Here is a 15,525-nt window from a genome sequence, read left to right as displayed (position 1 = left end):
CCCCCCCCCCCCCCCCGGGCCCCCCCCCGCTCCATGTCTGCTGGGGTCAGGACGCCTGCAGTCCCTGCATGATCTCCCGCATCAGCGCGGCGGTCTCGCTGGGAGAACGTCCAACCAGGACGCCGGCAGCCTCCAGCGCCTCCTTCTTCGCCTGCGCAGTTCCGGCCGAACCCGAGACGATGGCGCCTGCGTGCCCCATGGTCTTGCCCTCTGGCGCGGTGAACCCGGCCACATAGCCGACCACCGGCTTGGTGACGTGGTGCGCGATGTATTCGGCCGCCCGCTCCTCGGCGTCCCCCCCGATCTCACCGATCATGACGATGGCGTCGGTCTCGGGATCGTTCTGGAAGAGCTCCAGACAGTCGATGTGGCTGGTTCCCACGATCGGGTCACCGCCGATGCCGACCGCGGTCGAGAAGCCGAAGTCACGCAGCTCGTACATCATTTGGTAGGTCAGCGTGCCCGACTTGGAGACCAGGCCGATGCGTCCGGGGCCGGTGATGTTGGCCGGGATGATGCCCGCATTGGACTTCCCCGGGGAGATCAGCCCGGGACAGTTGGGCCCGATCAGGCGCGACCCGGACTCGGACACCTCGGCGAAGAACTCGGCGGTGTCACCGACCGGGATGCCCTCGGTGATGCAGACGATCAGCTCGATCTCTGCACGGAGCGCCTCCAGGACGGCCTGGCGGGTGTGGGCGGCCGGGACGAAGATCACCGACACGTTCGCCCCGGTGGCCTCCCGACCCTCCGCGACGGTGTTGAACACCGGCACCGGGTCCTCCTCGAAGAGGACCGACTGGCCACCCTTGCCGGGGGTGACGCCGCCCACGATGCGCGAGCCGGACATGATCATGCGCTGGGTGTGCTTGCGCCCCTCGGAGCCGGTCATGCCCTGGACGAGGATCTTGGACTTGGAGTCAAGCAGGATCGCCATCTCAGGCCCCCTTCTGCTCGGTCTGGTTCTGCGGGTCTTCGGACGAGGAGGCGGCGCTGGCCAGTTCGGCGGCCCTGCGTGCAGCATGATCCATGGTGTCGACCACGGTGACCAGCGGGTGGTCGAACTCATGCAGGATCTGGCGGCCGATCTCCACCGCGTTCCCGTCCAGACGAACGACCAACGGCTTGGTGGCACGCTCGCCGAGCATTTTCATGGCGGCGACGATGCCATTGGCCACCTCGTTGCAGGCGGTGATGCCACCGAAGACATTCACGAAGACCGACTCCACCTGCGGGTCGGAGAGGATGATCTCCAGACCGTTGGCCATCACCTGGGCGGAGGCACCGCCGCCGATGTCGAGGAAATTGGCCGGCCTGGGCGTTCCTGGCAGGTCCTCACCGGCCTTGGCGACCACGTCCAGGGTGCTCATCACCAGACCGGCGCCATTGCCGATGACTCCCACCGAACCGTCGAGCTTGACGTAGTTGAGGCCCTTCTCCTGGGCGCGGGCCTCCAGCGGATCGGCGCTGGAGGCGTCCTCGAAGGCGGCGTGTTCGGGGTGGCGGAAGCGGGCATTGTCGTCGAGGGTGACCTTGCCGTCGAGGGCGAGGATGTCGCCCTGCTTCGTCTTCACCAGGGGGTTCACCTCGACCAGGGTTGCGTCCTCGTCGATGAAGACCCGTCCCAGGGTGCCCAGCACGCGGGCGACCCGACGGCGGTCCTCCTCGGCGAACCCGGCAGCAGCCACAATCTCGTCGGCCTTGGCCCAGTCGATGCCAGTCCGCGGATCGACGGGGATACGGGCCAGGGCTTCTGGACGCTCCTCGGCGAGCGTCTCGATGTCCATGCCGCCCTCGACCGAGCACATCGCCAGGTAGGTGCGGCTGGCGCGGTCGAGCAGCAGGGAGAAGTAGTACTCCTCGGCGATGTCGGCGCCCTCGGCGACCATCACCTGCTCGACGACGTGTCCCTTGATGTCGAGCCCGAGGATCTCCCGTGCTCGATCTGCTGCTTCCTGGGGGTTGCGCGCCAGCTTCACGCCGCCCGCCTTGCCGCGTCCGCCCGTCTTCACCTGTGCCTTGACGACTACCACCGGGGTGCCCAGCTGCTCCATTGCTGCGGCCGCCTCCTCCGGTGTACGGGCAACCAGGCCCCGCAGGACCGGCACCCCCCGCCGTTCGAACAGGTCACGGGCCTGGTACTCGTAGAGATCCACCCTGATGTCCATTCGTGTTGTTGAGGTCTGAAACCTGCACCACGGTAGCAACATCGGAGCCCACCCAGGTGACCTTGCGCACATGGCCCTCGGACCGTCTGTGGGATGGACCCTGACCAGGCATGATGACCGGTTGTGCGATCGCTGTGCACAGATCTCGACCTGAAGTTTGAATCCTTCCTGAGAATTGCTAAGGTTTAGTCCGTTGCTTGGAACCTGAAGGGTTCCTGAGAGAACAGCCAGCCATCGAGGAGCACCGTGGACGAGACCACTGCACGACTTGCACTGCGTCGAACCTTTCGCACGAGGTCGGCCTCCTCGGTGACAGATTTTGAGAGCGCCAGCGAGTCGCGAAGCGTCGTCCGCCCCGCCCTGGTGGCCTTCGTGGTGAGCTCCCTGGGCATCCTGGGGGCCGGCGGCGTCGCCGTGGCCGCAGCTGCCAGCTCCACCGAACAGGCCAAGACGTCCCTCGTGACCGACAAGGACACCCCGGACACCTCCCAGGCCGCTCCTGAGGACATCAGCCTGGACGCCAACCAGAAGGCGGCGGCCGCACAGGGCTCCGACCACTCCGCTGGCCAGGACCAGGGCGGCCTACAGCAGTTCGGCCAGCGTGGCACCACCCCGAACCGCAATGGAGTGCGTTCCGCGCTCAACTCCCAGCTCGCGCACACCAAGAGCGCCCAGCGCAGCCAGAGCCTGCAGCAGACCAATATGTCCGTCGCGTCCGCCCAGGCCAAGGCTGAGGCCGCCGAACGCGAGCGCCTGATGGCGAAGGACGTTGCCAAGGTCAAGGCCGAGGCTGCCCGCATCAAGGAGGAGAAGCGCAAGGCCGCCGAGGCCCTGAAGAAGCTCCAGGAAGAGGCCAAGCGTCGCGCCGCTGCGCAGGCACGGTCCAAGCAGGCGTCCTCCCAGGGAGCCCAGGCTCCTGCTGCGGAGTCAGAGCCCGCTCCTGCTGACGGCGGCGCAGGCACCAAGCTCAACACTCAGGACCTCCAGTCCATCGCCAAGGGCGGCTCTGCGCTGCCGCTGCGCCCCGGCACGTACTCCACCGGCGCCTACTTCGGCAAGACGGGCTCCTGGGCCCGCTACCACACCGGCCAGGACTTCCCGGCGCCCACCGGCACCCCCGTCTACGCCGCCTCCTCCGGCATCGTCGGTGGAGACATGTCCGCTGCCGGCTGGGCCGGCGCCTACTACGTGACCATCCACCACTCCGGCGGCGGCTCCACTCTGTACGCCCACCTAAGTGCCCGTGTCGTGAGCGCCGGACAGGCCGTCAAGGCCGGCCAGCTCATCGGCTACGTCGGCAATGAGGGACGCTCCTTCGGCGCCCACCTGCACTTCGAGTACTACCCGGCCGGCACCACCCCCGGCGACGTGTACTCGGCCTCCGACCCGATGGCTTGGCTGCGCAGCCTGGGGCTGAACGCCTGATCCTTCTCCCTTCAGGCCCCAGAACTGGCCCCCGCTGAACTCCCCACAACGCCCCGCACCGCATGGTTGCGGGGCGTTGCGGTCTTCCGGGGCCTGACCAGCCCTCAGAGCTTCTCGATCGGCGCGTGCTTCAGCATGAAGCGCTTCACCCCCGCCGATCCGAAGTCGACATCGGCCTTGGCGTCCTGCCCCGCCCCACTGGCCGAGACCACGGTTCCCAGCCCGAAGGTGGTGTGCATCACGCGATCACCGGGGGCCAGTGCGGGGATCGGCTTCGTCGCCCGAGCCGCCGGCAGGGTTGGCATCCGACCATTCCCGGCCCCGAAGGCAGATCCCCCGCCGGAGCCGAACTCCTCGCGTCCCAGGCTCTGGCGGCTCTGCCAGTTGCGGGTCGCCGAGGAGGCCGCCCAGCTGGTGATGCTGGAGCCCAGTCGGCGCCAGTCGAGCAGGTGGGCCGGGATCTCGTCGAGGAAGCGGCTGGCCGGATTGTAGCTGGGCGTCCCATAGGCAGACCGCACGGCAGCACGGGAGAGGTAGAGCCGCTTGCGGGCACGCGTCAGGCCGACATAGGCCAGACGGCGCTCCTCAGCCAGTTCCGCAGGGTCGGCCAGAGCCCGCTGGTGGGGGAAGATACCCTCCTCGAAACCGGTCAGGAAGACGGTGTCGAATTCCAGGCCCTTGGCAGTGTGCAGGGTCATCAACGTCACCACCCCCTGCCCCTCGGCATCGGGGATCTGGTCGGCATCGGCCACCAGGGCAATTCGCTCCAGGAAGGCGCTCAGCGAGGGGTCCGCCTCCGGGCTCCCGGCGGCGAGGTCGAGACCATCGGCCGGGGTGTCGTCCTCAGTGATGTCCAGCGTGGAGGCCTGCGCCACGAACTCGCTCGCGATCGAGGTGAACTCGACCAGGTTCTCCACCCGGGTCTCGTCCTGCGGATCGCTGGAGCTCTCCAGCTCGGCCAGGTAACCCGACTCGCGAAGGATCGAGGTCAGGACCTCGTCGGCGCTGAAGTCGGCCACCACCATCTCGCGGTGACGCTCCATCACTGCCACGAAGGCCTCAATCTGGTTCCGGGACCGGGTCGCCAGCCCCGGTGCCTCCGAGGCGCGCTGCAATGCCTCGTAGAAAGGAATGCCGTGCTGGGCGGCGAGCATCTCGATCACTGCCTCGGCGCGGTCCCCGATCCCCCGCTTGGGGACGTTGAGGATGCGCCGCACCGACACGTCATCGGCGGGGTTCGCGATCGCCCTCAGGTACGCGATCGCGTCGCGGATCTCCTTGCGCTCGTAGAAGCGCAACCCACCGACGACCTTGTAGGGCAGTCCGGTGCGGATGAAGACGTCCTCGAAGGCACGCGATTGGGCATTGGTGCGGTAGAAGACGGCCACATCGGAGTACGTGTGGGAGCCTGCGTCCGCCAGCCGGTCGATCTCCTCGACGACGAACTGCGCCTCGTCGTGCTCGGTGTCGGCGACGTAGCCCGTGATCAGGTCACCGTCGCCGGCCTCGGTCCACAGCTTCTTCTCGGGACGCCCGGAGTTGCGCTGGATCACCGCATTCGCGGCGCTCAGGATGTTCTGTGTCGAGCGATAGTTCTGCTCGAGCAGGATGGTGCGGGCTCCCGGGAAGTCCGACTCGAAGTCGAGGATGTTGCGGATCGTGGCGCCCCGGAAGGCGTAGATCGACTGGTCGGAATCGCCCACCACCATCAGCTCGGGGGCTTCGACGACCGGGGTGCCCTCGACAAGCCCCGAATCAGCCGACCATTCCCCACAGAGCATCTGGATGAGCATGTACTGGGCGACATTCGTGTCCTGGTACTCGTCGACCAGCACATGGCGGAAGCGGCGCCGGTACTGCTCACGCAGGTCGGGGAAAGCCTGGAAGAGGGTGACGGTCAGCATGATCAGGTCGTCGAAGTCCATCGCATTGGCCGCGGTCAGGCGCTGCTGGTAGGTCTCATAGGCGGTGGCGTAGACCTGCTCGTTGCCATTGGCCGCCTCGGCCTTGGCCCGCTCGTGGTCGATGCACTCGTTCTTGCGGTCGGAGACCCAGTTCATCACCGCCCGCACCGGGTACTTCTTGGGATCGACGTTCATCTCCTTGAGCACCAGGCCCATCAGGCGCTTGGCGTCGGTGTCGTCGTAGATCGAGAAGGTCTTGCGCATGCCGAGCCGATCGACGTCGGCCCGGAGGATGCGCACACAGGCGGAGTGGAAGGTGGAGACCCACATCAACCTGGCGCGGTTGCCGACCACCTCCGACACGCGCGAACGCATCTCGGCGGCGGCCTTGTTGGTGAAGGTGATCGCCAGGATGGAGCCGGGGTGCACGTCGCGCTGGCTCACCAGCCAGGCGATGCGTCGGGTAAGCACCCTGGTCTTGCCCGAGCCTGCGCCTGCGACCACCAGGACCGGGGACCCCGCATGGAGGACCGCCTCGCGCTGAGGCGGGTTCAGCCCTTCCAGGAGCTCACCGGGGTCTGCCAGGCGTACCTGCCCCTCCATCGGGCGCGAGGCGTTGCCGTCGTCGGTGCTCTTCCTGACCGGGCGCTGGGGCGGGTCGGGGGCGAAGAAGGAGAACAGGTCAGGTTCGCTGGTCATGGCCCCTCAAGCCTAGTCGCCACGGTGCGGCTGCCCGCCCACGCTGGTCGGGCCACCACGGAGTGGGTAGTGTTCGCTCATGCGGATTCGGGAGTTCATGGCGAAAGTGCGCCGGAGCGTGCAGCTGGTGGCCACAGCCCTGGTGGGAAGCCAGGTGGCCGTCATGATCGGACTGACCGTCAACGACGTGGTCCGACGTCAGAACCGCAAGCTCTCCGCCTTCCCCGTGACCCCGCCAGCGCCCATCCGGGTCGGGGACGATCTTGTCACCGTGTACACCTTCGGCCGCGACCTCTACGCCGACATGCTGGCCTCCATCGATGCCGCTCGAGAGCGGATCTGCTTCGAGACCTTCATCTGGAAGGACGACGAGGTCGGCCACCAGTTCAAGGACGCCCTGGAGGCCGCGGCCGATCGCGGGGTGGAGGTGTACGTGGTCCACGACGTGTTCGCCAACCTGGTCGTGGACCAGTCCTTCTTCACCTTCCCCGACAGCATCCATGTCCGTCGGCACCCGCTGGTCGCCTCGCTGTGGCCCAGTATTCGCAATACCGGGCGTGACCACCGCAAGCTGCTCATCGTGGATGGCCATGACTCCTACATCGGCGGCTACAACATCGGTGACACCTACGCCGATCGTTGGCGCGACACCCATGCCCGCGTCCAGGGGCCGGCCGCGGCCGAACTGGAGAACGCGTTCGTGGACTACTGGAACATGCGCCCGATGGGTCTGCTCGTGCGCAGCCATGACCTGCCCGAACTCGCGCCGCCCCAGCGTCAGGGCTGGGAGTCCGCGATCACAGTGCACAGGAACATGCCGCGCTGGCGCATGTACCCGATCCGGGCTATGTACCTGGAGGCCATCGATCGCGCCACCCACCACATCTACCTCACCCAGGCCTACCTGATCCCTGACGACGACCTCATCCAGGCGCTCTTCCAGGCCGCCAAGCGGGGCGTGGACGTCCGGATCATCGTGCCGGCACAGTCCAACCACGTCGTCGCTGACTGGTTGAGCCGCGGCTTCTACGAGGAGATGCTCACCAAGGGCGTGCGGCTCTTCCTCTACCAGGGCGCGATGGTGCACTCCAAGACCGCGACCATCGATGGAGCCTGGTCCACCGTCGGCACCGCGAACCTGGACAGGCTCTCCCTGGCCGGCAACTACGAGGTCAATGCCGAGTTCACCAGCCCCGAGATGGCTGCGAAGATGGAGGAAGTGTTCGCCACGGACCTGAGAAATTGTTTAGAGCTGGATCTCACGAGGTGGCGCAGCCGATCCCCCGTGGCGAAGTTCACCGAGATCCTCCTGACTCCTTGGCGACCTCTGTTCTGACCATCATCTGGGCTGGTCAGCGGGGTTTACAGCCGGCGGATCCGGAAGGCTGGGATGGGTGACCCCGACCGCGTCGGGGCGTCGGCACCCTTCCTGAGAGAGCCCACCCTTTTGGGCGCTCACTCCGCATGGGATGCGCTGAATCTGCACATTCGGGAGCCAAGGCTGCGATTCTGGAGACATGGGTATTCTTGCTTGGATTCTTCTGGGGCTCATTGCCGGAGCCATCGCCAAGGCCATCCTCCCGGGTGAGCAGGGCGGCGGCTGGCTGGCCACCATCATCCTGGGCATCGTCGGCGCAATGGTCGGCGGTTTCCTTGGATCCGTTCTCTTCGACGTTGACCTCAACAAGGGCTTCTTCAACCTCAGCACCTGGATCTCCGCCATTGGCGGCTCGCTGATCGTCCTGCTGATCTGGGGCTTCATCCGCTCCCGCACCTCGCGCGTCTGATCCTGACGCGTCGCACATCGACCCGGGCACCGTGCCCGCAGGGGGCTGGCTTCGGCCAGCCCCTTTTTCATGCCCAGGAGTGCTCGAGGCAGGTGGGTCGAGGCTCAGACCAGCTTGCGGTCTGTGGCCCATTTGGTCAGCTGGTGACGATTCGACAACTGCAGCTTCCGCAGGACGCTGGACACATGCGTCTCCACGGTCTTGATGCTGATGTACAACTCACGCGCAACCTCCTTGTAGGCGTAGCCTCGGGCAATGAGCTTCATCACCTCGCGTTCCCGGGGCGAGAGGCGGTCCAGGTCCTCGTCGATACTGGCCACGTCGATCGCGCCGGAGAAGGCGTCGAGCACGAAGCCGGCCAGACGCGGGGAAAAGACCGCATCGCCGGTCGACACGCGTCCCACGGCCTCGACCAGCTCCTCGGAGCCGATGGACTTGGTCACGTAACCTCGAGCTCCGGCTCGGATCACGCCGATGACGTCCTCGGCGGCATCCGAGACCGACAGGGCCAGGAACCTGCTGCGGGTCGCCGGGTCCTCACCGGCCTCGACGGCGAGTCGTTCGCACTGCCGGATCACCTCGGCCCCACCCCCACCGGGCAGGTGTACATCGAGCAGAACCACCGCGGGGTGGGCCTGTCGGATGGCGCGCACGGACGTCTCCACGTCCTCGCCCTCCCCCACCACCTCAATGCGGTCGGCGAAGCGGGCCAGTTCATGTCGGACACCGGCACGGAACATGGCGTGGTCATCGACCAGCACCACGCGCACTGGCCAGTCGGGGGTTGCCCCGGGCGTCGGGTTCTCACTCACAGGTCCATCTCCAGTTTGATGTCGGTTCCCTCGCCGGGGGCGGAGCGGACGCGAGCCCGTCCACCGTGGCGTTCCATTCTGGCCAGGATCGAACCGCGCACACCCTGGCGGTCCTCCTCGACATCCTCGATGAGGAAACCACGCCCACGGTCACGGACGAACACTTCCACGTGGCCGTCCTCCACCTCGCCGTACACGTCGATCCTATCGGCGCCTGAATGCTTGGCAGCATTGACCATGGCTTCTCGTGCGGCACTGACCAGCGCGCAGAGGTCCGGATCCAGCTCGGCGTCCCCGACACAGACCACCTCGATCGGGATCCCCCGCTCGTCCTCGACCTCCTGGGCTGCGCGCGTGAGGGCTGCAGCCAGGTGGGTCTCCTCCGATCCACCAGCATGTCCACCGGCGTCACCGTAGAGCCAGGTCCGCAGCTCCCGTTCCTGGCGCCGGGCGAGATTGGACACCGCGCGTGGGTCACCGGCCTGCCGCTGGATCAGGGCCAATGTCTGCAGCACTGAGTCGTGCAGGTGGGCGGCCATGTCGGCTCGGGCATCGGCCAGGATCTTGTCCTCGCGGGCCTGGTCCATCTCCTGGCGCCAGCGATGGATCCAAGGGGCAGCCATGATGCCCACGCCGCCCACGATCACACCGCTGAGCAGCAGCAGGGGCGGGAGTTCCGACAGGCCAACCTGGCCGGCCACCACCGAGGAGGCCGCCATCACGACCATGCCTGCGCCGACCACGATTCGTGTGATGCCGGACCACCCGTGGGTGTTCACCAGAGGGGCCAACCACCGATTGGTTCCCTTGGCCGGCTTCGGGTCGGCGTCGGCCTGGCGCCAGATCAGGGCCAGACCCACAGCGCCGAACGCAAGGGGCCAGAACCAGTTGAGCGGAATGCCCAGACCGGCAACCTGGGTGAACCAGACGATCCCCACGCCCAGAACTGCCAGGGCGGTGGCCATCCCCGCGTCCCGCTTGCTCTCGGGCAGAGGTGGGCGCATGTTCGTGCGGGCAGCGGCCTCGAGCCCGGGCGCCTCGGACCCCTTGGGCCGTACCGGCATCAGGACCCACAGCAACCCGTAGACGACCGCGCCGATGAAGTTGACGAAGGTCAGCATCACGAAGCCGGTGCGCACGGCATTGATCGGCCAGCCCAGGTGGTTGGCGATGCCTCGCGCGACCCCGGCGAGCCAGGCTCCTTCGGTGTCCCGATGGGCCCGACGAACGGCGGCCGGAGGCTGCGTGGGTGCCGGTACGCCATTCTCGTTCGGCACCGCAGCCGAGGTCGGGTCCACCGGAGGCGCGGCGGCGTGCATCGGCTCTGCCGGGGCACCCCCGGGGGGCCCCTCGGCCGGGGACACACTGTTCTCGCGCACGACATCCATGGTCCCCCAAGCGTCACACGGCCAGGCCGGGGGGCCAAGCCCCACAATCTCAAGTCAGGCCCATCTCAGGGTCGACCCCCATGTCCCTGCGCGCAGAAAACAGCAAGGATGGAGCCATGAGCTCCCCGCGTCGCGATCTGCCGGGCTGGTCCACACAGGCGACCGGCCCCACGTCGTCGACTCCACCGATGCTCGCCCACCCCTTGCAGGATCCACCCCGTGAGGGTGCCCCTGATGGGCTTTTCACGATCGTTCGCGACCCGCGGGGCCCACTGGCCGGTGTCTGTGAGGGCATCGCCCGTCGCTTCCAGGTGGACCCGCTGCTGGTGAGGGTGGCCTTCGCGCTGCTTGCCCTCTCGATGGGGGTCGGCCTGGCCCTCTACACCATGCTTGCCCTGTTCATGCCCACCGCCGATGGTGAACGCCTGGCATACCGCTGGATGCCGGGAACCAGGAGCTGGAACTCCAGCCTGATCTGGTGGGTCACCGTGGGGCTCTGCATCGCCGGGATCCCGGTCTTTGGATCGGTCTCCCCCCACGGACCACTGCCGGCGATCGTGCTCGCAGTGGTGTGGTTGTACTCACGACGCTGGCAACGTCGCCAGCGATCACGACGACTGGACCGACACTGGACGGGCACGACGGAACTTGACGCGGCCTCGCGGGCCTGGCAGGCACGCCTGCACGAAGTGTACGAGCACACCAACCCCGCACCGACACCGGCACCCCCGACCGTTGGGCGCCCCGCCCCCGTGTACCACTCGTCGGCGGCCCCCTCCACTGTTCCCTTCCAGCCGAGCCACACCAGCCTCCCGGGCTCGGCGAGCGCCCCTGCCCCGAGGCCTGCTGCCCGCAGGGACGGACCGAGCTGGGCGGCGACCGGTGTCATGATCCTGATGCTGACCACAGCGACGATCCTCACCACGATCTGGGCACCGAACTCGCTCACCCTCCAGGCAGGTGTCCTGCTGGCCGTGGTGGCGGGGTGCCTCGTGGTGGGAGCGTTCTGGCGCCGACCGCGCCTGGCAGTGCCCATCGGCCTGGTCCTGGCCCTGCTCATGGGCGGCTCGATCGTGTTCCCGAACCTGTCTCCCGAGGGGCCCTCGGGCACCCAGGTGTACTCGGCCAGCCGGCCGATCCCCGATGACCTCACCATCACGATGCGCCAGACCACCCTGGACCTGGGTGGCCTCCCCCTCGACTCCGACCGCACCATCCGCGTGAACGTCACTGCCAGCGAGGTCCGCATCCCGCTGCCGGACAACGCCATCGTGGAATACACCCTGCATGCGGGCAGTCTGGTCACCCCCAGTGGGGAGACGACCGCGGAGTCTGGCACCTACCGGTCCCTCAGGCGCCCGGGCGAACCGGTACTCACCCTGCAGGTCACCGTGACCGCCGCGGAGGTGACGCTGCAGTGAGACGCCACCTCGACATCGCGTCCCTGATCTGGGGACTGCTCTTCGCGACCATGGCCGGCCTGGGCATCGCGGACGCCACCGGCTCCCCCATCAGCTGGCAGACCGTCGGCCTGCTCGCTCCTGCTGTGCTCATCGCACTGGGCGCTCTCGGCCTGGTGCTCCACCGGACATTTCCCCAGGAGAAACCATGACCCACGACCCCCTCCAGACCCCTACCCCCTACGGAGGAAACACCATGCCCCCCAGCAACGAGAGCTTCGTCCGCGACACCCAGAACAAGGCGGTCGCCGGAATCTGCTCGGCCCTGGCCCGCCGCACCGGCTGGGACCTCAACCTGATTCGCGCGGCCGTCGCCCTGGGTGCCGTCCTCACCAGTGGCACCGTCGCCCTCATCTACCTGGTCCTGTGGGCCGTGGTCCCGGCAGAGGGCGCCGACAAGACCGCCTTCAGTGAGGTAATGAAGGAGAGCCGCAAGTTCTACGACTCCCAGAAGGCCACCAGGGACGCCGGCCAGTCGAGTGCCGCTCCCGGGCCGGCGCCGCAGACCCCACGTCCCCAGGCTGCTGACCCGGACCCCTTCAACCTCTACAGGGACTGATCCCCACCCACCCCCAGAAAGGCAGATGCCCCCGAGGATGTCGGGGGCATCTGCCTTCTGTCACTCCCACTCGATGGTGCCCGGCGGCTTGGAGGTCACGTCCAGGACCACGCGATTCACCTCGCGCACCTCATTGGTGATGCGGGTGGAGATCTTCTCCAACACGTCATAGGGAAGTCGGGACCAGTCGGCGGTCATGGCGTCCTCCGAGCTGACCGGACGCAGCACGATCGGGTGACCGTAGGTGCGTCCATCACCCTGCACACCCACCGAGCGGACGTCAGCCAGCAAGACCACCGGGCACTGCCAGATCTCGCGGTCAAGCCCGGCCAGGGTGAGCTCCTCGCGGGCGATGGCGTCCGCGGCGCGCAGGGTCTCGAGGCGCTCGGCAGTGACCTCACCGATGATGCGGATTCCCAGACCGGGGCCCGGGAAGGGCTGGCGCCAGATCATGTGCTCGGGCAGGCCCAACTCCAGGCCGACGGCACGCACCTCGTCCTTGAAGAGGGTCCGCAGCGGCTCGATGAGGGTGAACTGCAGGTCGTCGGGCAGACCGCCCACATTGTGGTGGCTCTTGATGTTGGCCGCGCCCTCGCCGCCTCCGGACTCCACGACGTCGGGGTAGAGGGTGCCCTGGACCAGGAAGTCGATGTCGCGGTCGTTGTTGAGTTCGCGGGCGGTGGCCTCGAAGGTGCGGATGAACTCTCGGCCGATTGCCTTGCGCTTGGCCTCCGGGTCGGTGACGCCGGCCAGGGCGGTGAGGAAGCGCTCGCGCTCATCGGCGACGACCAGGTCCACCCCGGTCGCGGCGACGAAGTCGGTCTTGACCTGCTCGGCCTCCCCCTGCCGGAGCAGCCCGTGGTCCACGAAGACGCAGGTGAGCTGGTCCCCGACCGCGCGCTGCACCAGTGCGGCGGCAACGGCCGAATCCACGCCTCCGGAGAGGGCGCAGAGCACTCGCTTGTCGCCGACTGCCCCACGGATCAGGGCGACCTGCTCCTCGACGATGCTGGCGGAGTCCCAGTTCGGCTCCAGACCTGCCAGTCCGTGCAGGAAAGAGGTCAGGACCTCCTGTCCGTGCTCGGAGTGCAGCACCTCCGGGTGCCACTGGACGCCGGCGAAGCGCCGCTCCGGATCCTCGAAGGCCGCGACGGGTGCGCCGGCGGAGTGGGCCAGGACGGTGAAGCCATGGGGCGCCTTCGACACTGCGTCCCCATGGCTCATCCAGACATTGCCGGTCGATGACATCGAGGCCAACAGGCACCCGGGCTCGTCGACCGACACCGGGGTCCGTCCGAACTCGCTCAGACCGGTCTTGGCGACCACGCCGCCCAGAGCCTGGGTCATGGCCTGGAAGCCATAGCAGATGCCGAAGACCGGGATGCCGGCATCGAAGAGCGCGGGGTCGATCTGGGGCGCTCCGTCGGCGTAGACCGACTGTGGGCCACCGGAGAGGATGATGGCGGCGGGGTTGCGGGCCAGGATCTTCTCCACCGGCGCAGTGTGCGGCATGATCTCGGAGTACAGGTTGGCCTCGCGCACGCGGCGACAGATCAGCTGTGCATACTGGGCACCGAAGTCGATGACGATGACCGGCGCGTGCAGCGCCTCGCCACCGGTGGGGACCTGGGGGGTGTCGGGCATGTTCGCATCCTAGTGAGTTCACCAGAACGGGGCACCTTCACCCCTGCCAGCCCCGAGGAGGCCCGCCGGGCGGTGTGAGGGGCATCCCGCTCATCCCGCGTGTCCACTATGTGAGCACCGGGAACAAAGCCCAGCTACGCGATGTTGGCTCGAGTATGACCATCTTCAAGGACGTCACAGATCTCGTTGGACGCACCCCGCTGGTGCGCGTGAACCGACTGGCCGGCCAGAATGCGAATGTCGTTGCCAAGCTGGAGTTCTACAACCCGGCCAATTCCGTCAAGGACCGCATCGGCGTCGCCATGGTCGATGCCGCCGAAGCCAGTGGGCAGCTCCAGCCCGGGGGCACCATCGTCGAGGCGACCAGCGGAAATACCGGGATCGCGCTGGCCATGGTGGGTGCTGCTCGTGGCTACAAGGTGAAGCTTGCCATGCCCGACACCATGTCCAAGGAGCGTCGCGCCCTGCTGCGCGCCTTTGGCGCCGAGCTGGTGCTGACCCCGGGTGCAGAGGGCATGAAGGGCGCTGTCGCCAAGGCTGAGGAGATCGGTTCCGAGGAGGGCGCGGTCCTGGTACGCCAGTTCGACAACGAGGCGAACCGCAAGATCCATTACGACACCACCGGCCCCGAGATCTGGGCTGATACCGAGGGCAAGGTCGACATCCTCGTTGCCGGTGTGGGTACCGGCGGCACCGTGTCGGGTGCGGGACGCTACCTCAAGGAGCAGAACCCCGAGGTCAAGGTCGTCGCCGTGGAGCCCGCCGAGTCTGCGATCCTGTCCGGCGGTAAGCCCGGCCCCCACAAGATCCAGGGAATCGGCGCCAACTTCGTGCCCAGCATCCTGGACCGTGAGGTCATCGACGAGGTCATCCCGGTCAGCAGTGAGGACGCCATCAACACGGCCCGCGCCGCCGCCACCGACGAGGGACTGCTGGTCGGCATCTCGTCCGGTGCTGCCCTCAAGGCGGCCACCGACCTGGCAGCCCGTGAGGAGAACCAGGGCAAGACCATCGTGGTGGTCATCCCCAGCTTCGGGGAGCGCTACCTCTCCAGCGTGCTCTACTCTCACCTGCAGGACTGAGCCCCGCGAGGGGTGGCGAAGGGGGCCCGATGAGCAGGTTCACACGCGAGTTGCGTGAGGTGTTCCACCTCATCAGCGAGGATCTCGATGCGGCCATGGCCAATGATCCGGCTGCACGGGCCCGCCTTGAGGTGGCGCTGCTCTACTCCGGCGTCCACGCCGTGTGGGGCTACCGCATCGCCAACCACCTGTGGAACTACTCCCTGCTCACCAAGCCCCTGGGCAGGGCCCTCAGCCAGCTGGTGAGGGCCCTGACGCAGGTGGAGATCCACCCGGGTGCCACCATCGGGCGTCGCTTCTTCATCGACCACGGAAGCGGTGTCGTGATTGGCGAAACCGCGATCGTCGGCGATGACGTGCTGATGTACCACCAGGTGACTCTCGGTGGGCGTTCACTCGGCAGGGAGAAACGCCACCCCACCATTGGCAATCGCGTCCTGCTGGGCGCGGGAGCGAAGATCATCGGCGACATCACCATCGGTGATGACTGCAAGATCGGCGCCAACGCCCTGGTCGTGAAGGACCTCGAACCCGGCAAGGTCGTCGTCGGAGTGGTAGGCGTGGAGAAGGACGGGCCGGTCGTCGCCTGAGCGAGTC

Annotated in this window: 14 protein-coding genes; 8 read left to right on the top strand and 6 right to left on the bottom strand. The window is 67.4% G+C overall.

Annotated elements, in window-relative coordinates; genetic code table 11:
• Window positions 1-46: 46 nt before the first annotated feature.
• Together sucD and sucC are read right to left on the bottom strand one after the other, a co-directional pair.
• Complete coding sequence (gene sucD, locus M3G03_RS12150; protein WP_259810323.1) at window positions 47-937, bottom strand: succinate--CoA ligase subunit alpha; 891 nt, start codon at window positions 935-937, stop codon at window positions 47-49.
• A gap of 1 nt (window position 938) precedes the next feature.
• The gene (sucC, locus tag M3G03_RS12145; protein ID WP_259810321.1) at window positions 939-2,156 is read right to left on the bottom strand and encodes an ADP-forming succinate--CoA ligase subunit beta; all 1,218 of its coding nucleotides are present in this window, start codon (window positions 2,154-2,156) and stop codon (window positions 939-941) included.
• Between the two features lie 258 nt (window positions 2,157-2,414).
• Between sucC and M3G03_RS12140 the strand changes: the two genes are divergently transcribed.
• Entirely contained in the window at window positions 2,415-3,593 is a 1,179-nt protein-coding gene (locus M3G03_RS12140) for a M23 family metallopeptidase (protein WP_259810318.1), read from the top strand.
• A 104-nt stretch (window positions 3,594-3,697) separates the two neighbouring features.
• On the opposite strand, the gene pcrA is transcribed toward M3G03_RS12140, so the two are convergent.
• The gene (gene pcrA / locus M3G03_RS12135) at window positions 3,698-6,196 is read right to left on the bottom strand and encodes a DNA helicase PcrA (RefSeq protein WP_259810317.1); all 2,499 of its coding nucleotides are present in this window, start codon (window positions 6,194-6,196) and stop codon (window positions 3,698-3,700) included.
• A 79-nt stretch (window positions 6,197-6,275) separates the two neighbouring features.
• Here pcrA and M3G03_RS12130 point away from each other — a divergent pair, with 79 nt between their 5' ends.
• Together M3G03_RS12130 and M3G03_RS12125 are read left to right on the top strand one after the other, a co-directional pair.
• On the top strand, window positions 6,276-7,532 hold the full coding sequence (locus tag M3G03_RS12130; protein WP_259810316.1) for a phosphatidylserine/phosphatidylglycerophosphate/cardiolipin synthase family protein: 1,257 nt from the start codon (window positions 6,276-6,278) through the stop codon (window positions 7,530-7,532).
• A gap of 181 nt (window positions 7,533-7,713) precedes the next feature.
• Entirely contained in the window at window positions 7,714-7,983 is a 270-nt protein-coding gene (locus M3G03_RS12125; RefSeq protein WP_259810315.1) for a GlsB/YeaQ/YmgE family stress response membrane protein, read from the top strand.
• Between the two features lie 104 nt (window positions 7,984-8,087).
• Here the strand turns inward: M3G03_RS12125 and M3G03_RS12120 are convergent, their stop codons facing one another.
• Window positions 8,088-8,795 (bottom strand): response regulator transcription factor, encoded by a 708-nt coding sequence (locus M3G03_RS12120; RefSeq protein ID WP_259810314.1) that lies wholly within the window; start codon window positions 8,793-8,795, stop codon window positions 8,088-8,090.
• On the bottom strand, window positions 8,792-10,174 hold the full coding sequence (locus tag M3G03_RS12115) for a PspC domain-containing protein (RefSeq protein ID WP_259810313.1): 1,383 nt from the start codon (window positions 10,172-10,174) through the stop codon (window positions 8,792-8,794). The genes M3G03_RS12120 and M3G03_RS12115 overlap by 4 nt, the downstream gene beginning before the upstream one ends.
• A 125-nt stretch (window positions 10,175-10,299) precedes the next feature.
• Here M3G03_RS12115 and M3G03_RS12110 point away from each other — a divergent pair, with 125 nt between their 5' ends.
• From M3G03_RS12110 to M3G03_RS12100, 3 genes are read left to right on the top strand one after another with little or no spacing between them, the layout of a single operon-like run.
• Window positions 10,300-11,604 (top strand): PspC domain-containing protein, encoded by a 1,305-nt coding sequence (locus M3G03_RS12110; RefSeq protein ID WP_259810312.1) that lies wholly within the window; start codon window positions 10,300-10,302, stop codon window positions 11,602-11,604.
• A complete protein-coding gene (locus tag M3G03_RS12105) occupies window positions 11,601-11,795 on the top strand; it encodes a hypothetical protein (RefSeq protein ID WP_259810311.1) in 195 nt (64 codons plus the stop codon). The genes M3G03_RS12110 and M3G03_RS12105 overlap by 4 nt, the downstream gene beginning before the upstream one ends.
• Window positions 11,796-11,839: 44 nt before the next feature.
• Window positions 11,840-12,202: a PspC domain-containing protein gene (locus M3G03_RS12100; RefSeq protein WP_259810310.1), complete on the top strand. Its 363-nt coding sequence runs from the start codon at window positions 11,840-11,842 to the stop codon at window positions 12,200-12,202.
• A 60-nt stretch (window positions 12,203-12,262) separates the two neighbouring features.
• Here the strand turns inward: M3G03_RS12100 and guaA are convergent, their stop codons facing one another.
• Window positions 12,263-13,846 carry a glutamine-hydrolyzing GMP synthase gene (guaA, locus tag M3G03_RS12095; protein ID WP_259810308.1) on the bottom strand — a complete coding sequence of 528 codons (1,584 nt, stop codon included), beginning with the start codon at window positions 13,844-13,846 and terminating at the stop codon, window positions 12,263-12,265.
• Between the two features lie 155 nt (window positions 13,847-14,001).
• On the opposite strand from guaA, the gene cysK reads away from it, so the two are divergent.
• Together cysK and cysE are read left to right on the top strand one after the other, a co-directional pair.
• On the top strand, window positions 14,002-14,928 hold the full coding sequence (gene cysK / locus M3G03_RS12090; RefSeq protein WP_259810306.1) for a cysteine synthase A: 927 nt from the start codon (window positions 14,002-14,004) through the stop codon (window positions 14,926-14,928).
• A 29-nt stretch (window positions 14,929-14,957) separates the two neighbouring features.
• Window positions 14,958-15,518: a serine O-acetyltransferase gene (gene cysE, locus M3G03_RS12085; protein ID WP_259810304.1), complete on the top strand. Its 561-nt coding sequence runs from the start codon at window positions 14,958-14,960 to the stop codon at window positions 15,516-15,518.
• Window positions 15,519-15,525 lie beyond the last annotated feature (7 nt).

Source organism: Aestuariimicrobium sp. p3-SID1156, assembly GCF_025144225.1.
Classification (GTDB): domain Bacteria; phylum Actinomycetota; class Actinomycetes; order Propionibacteriales; family Propionibacteriaceae; genus Aestuariimicrobium.
Note: the sequence above shows the minus strand (reverse complement) of the source record. Positions and strands in the feature narration are given on the sequence as shown.

Coding starts and splice junctions, on each gene's coding strand:
- sucD (WP_259810323.1), bottom strand. CDS start 937: ATGGCGATCCTGCTTGACTCCAAGTCCAAGATCCTCGTCCAGGGCATG.
- pcrA (WP_259810317.1), bottom strand. CDS start 6,196: ATGACCAGCGAACCTGACCTGTTCTCCTTCTTCGCCCCCGACCCGCCC.
- M3G03_RS12130 (WP_259810316.1), top strand. CDS start 6,276: ATGCGGATTCGGGAGTTCATGGCGAAAGTGCGCCGGAGCGTGCAGCTG.
- M3G03_RS12125 (WP_259810315.1), top strand. CDS start 7,714: ATGGGTATTCTTGCTTGGATTCTTCTGGGGCTCATTGCCGGAGCCATC.
- M3G03_RS12110 (WP_259810312.1), top strand. CDS start 10,300: ATGAGCTCCCCGCGTCGCGATCTGCCGGGCTGGTCCACACAGGCGACC.
- M3G03_RS12100 (WP_259810310.1), top strand. CDS start 11,840: ATGCCCCCCAGCAACGAGAGCTTCGTCCGCGACACCCAGAACAAGGCG.
- guaA (WP_259810308.1), bottom strand. CDS start 13,846: ATGCCCGACACCCCCCAGGTCCCCACCGGTGGCGAGGCGCTGCACGCG.
- cysK (WP_259810306.1), top strand. CDS start 14,002: ATGACCATCTTCAAGGACGTCACAGATCTCGTTGGACGCACCCCGCTG.
- cysE (WP_259810304.1), top strand. CDS start 14,958: ATGAGCAGGTTCACACGCGAGTTGCGTGAGGTGTTCCACCTCATCAGC.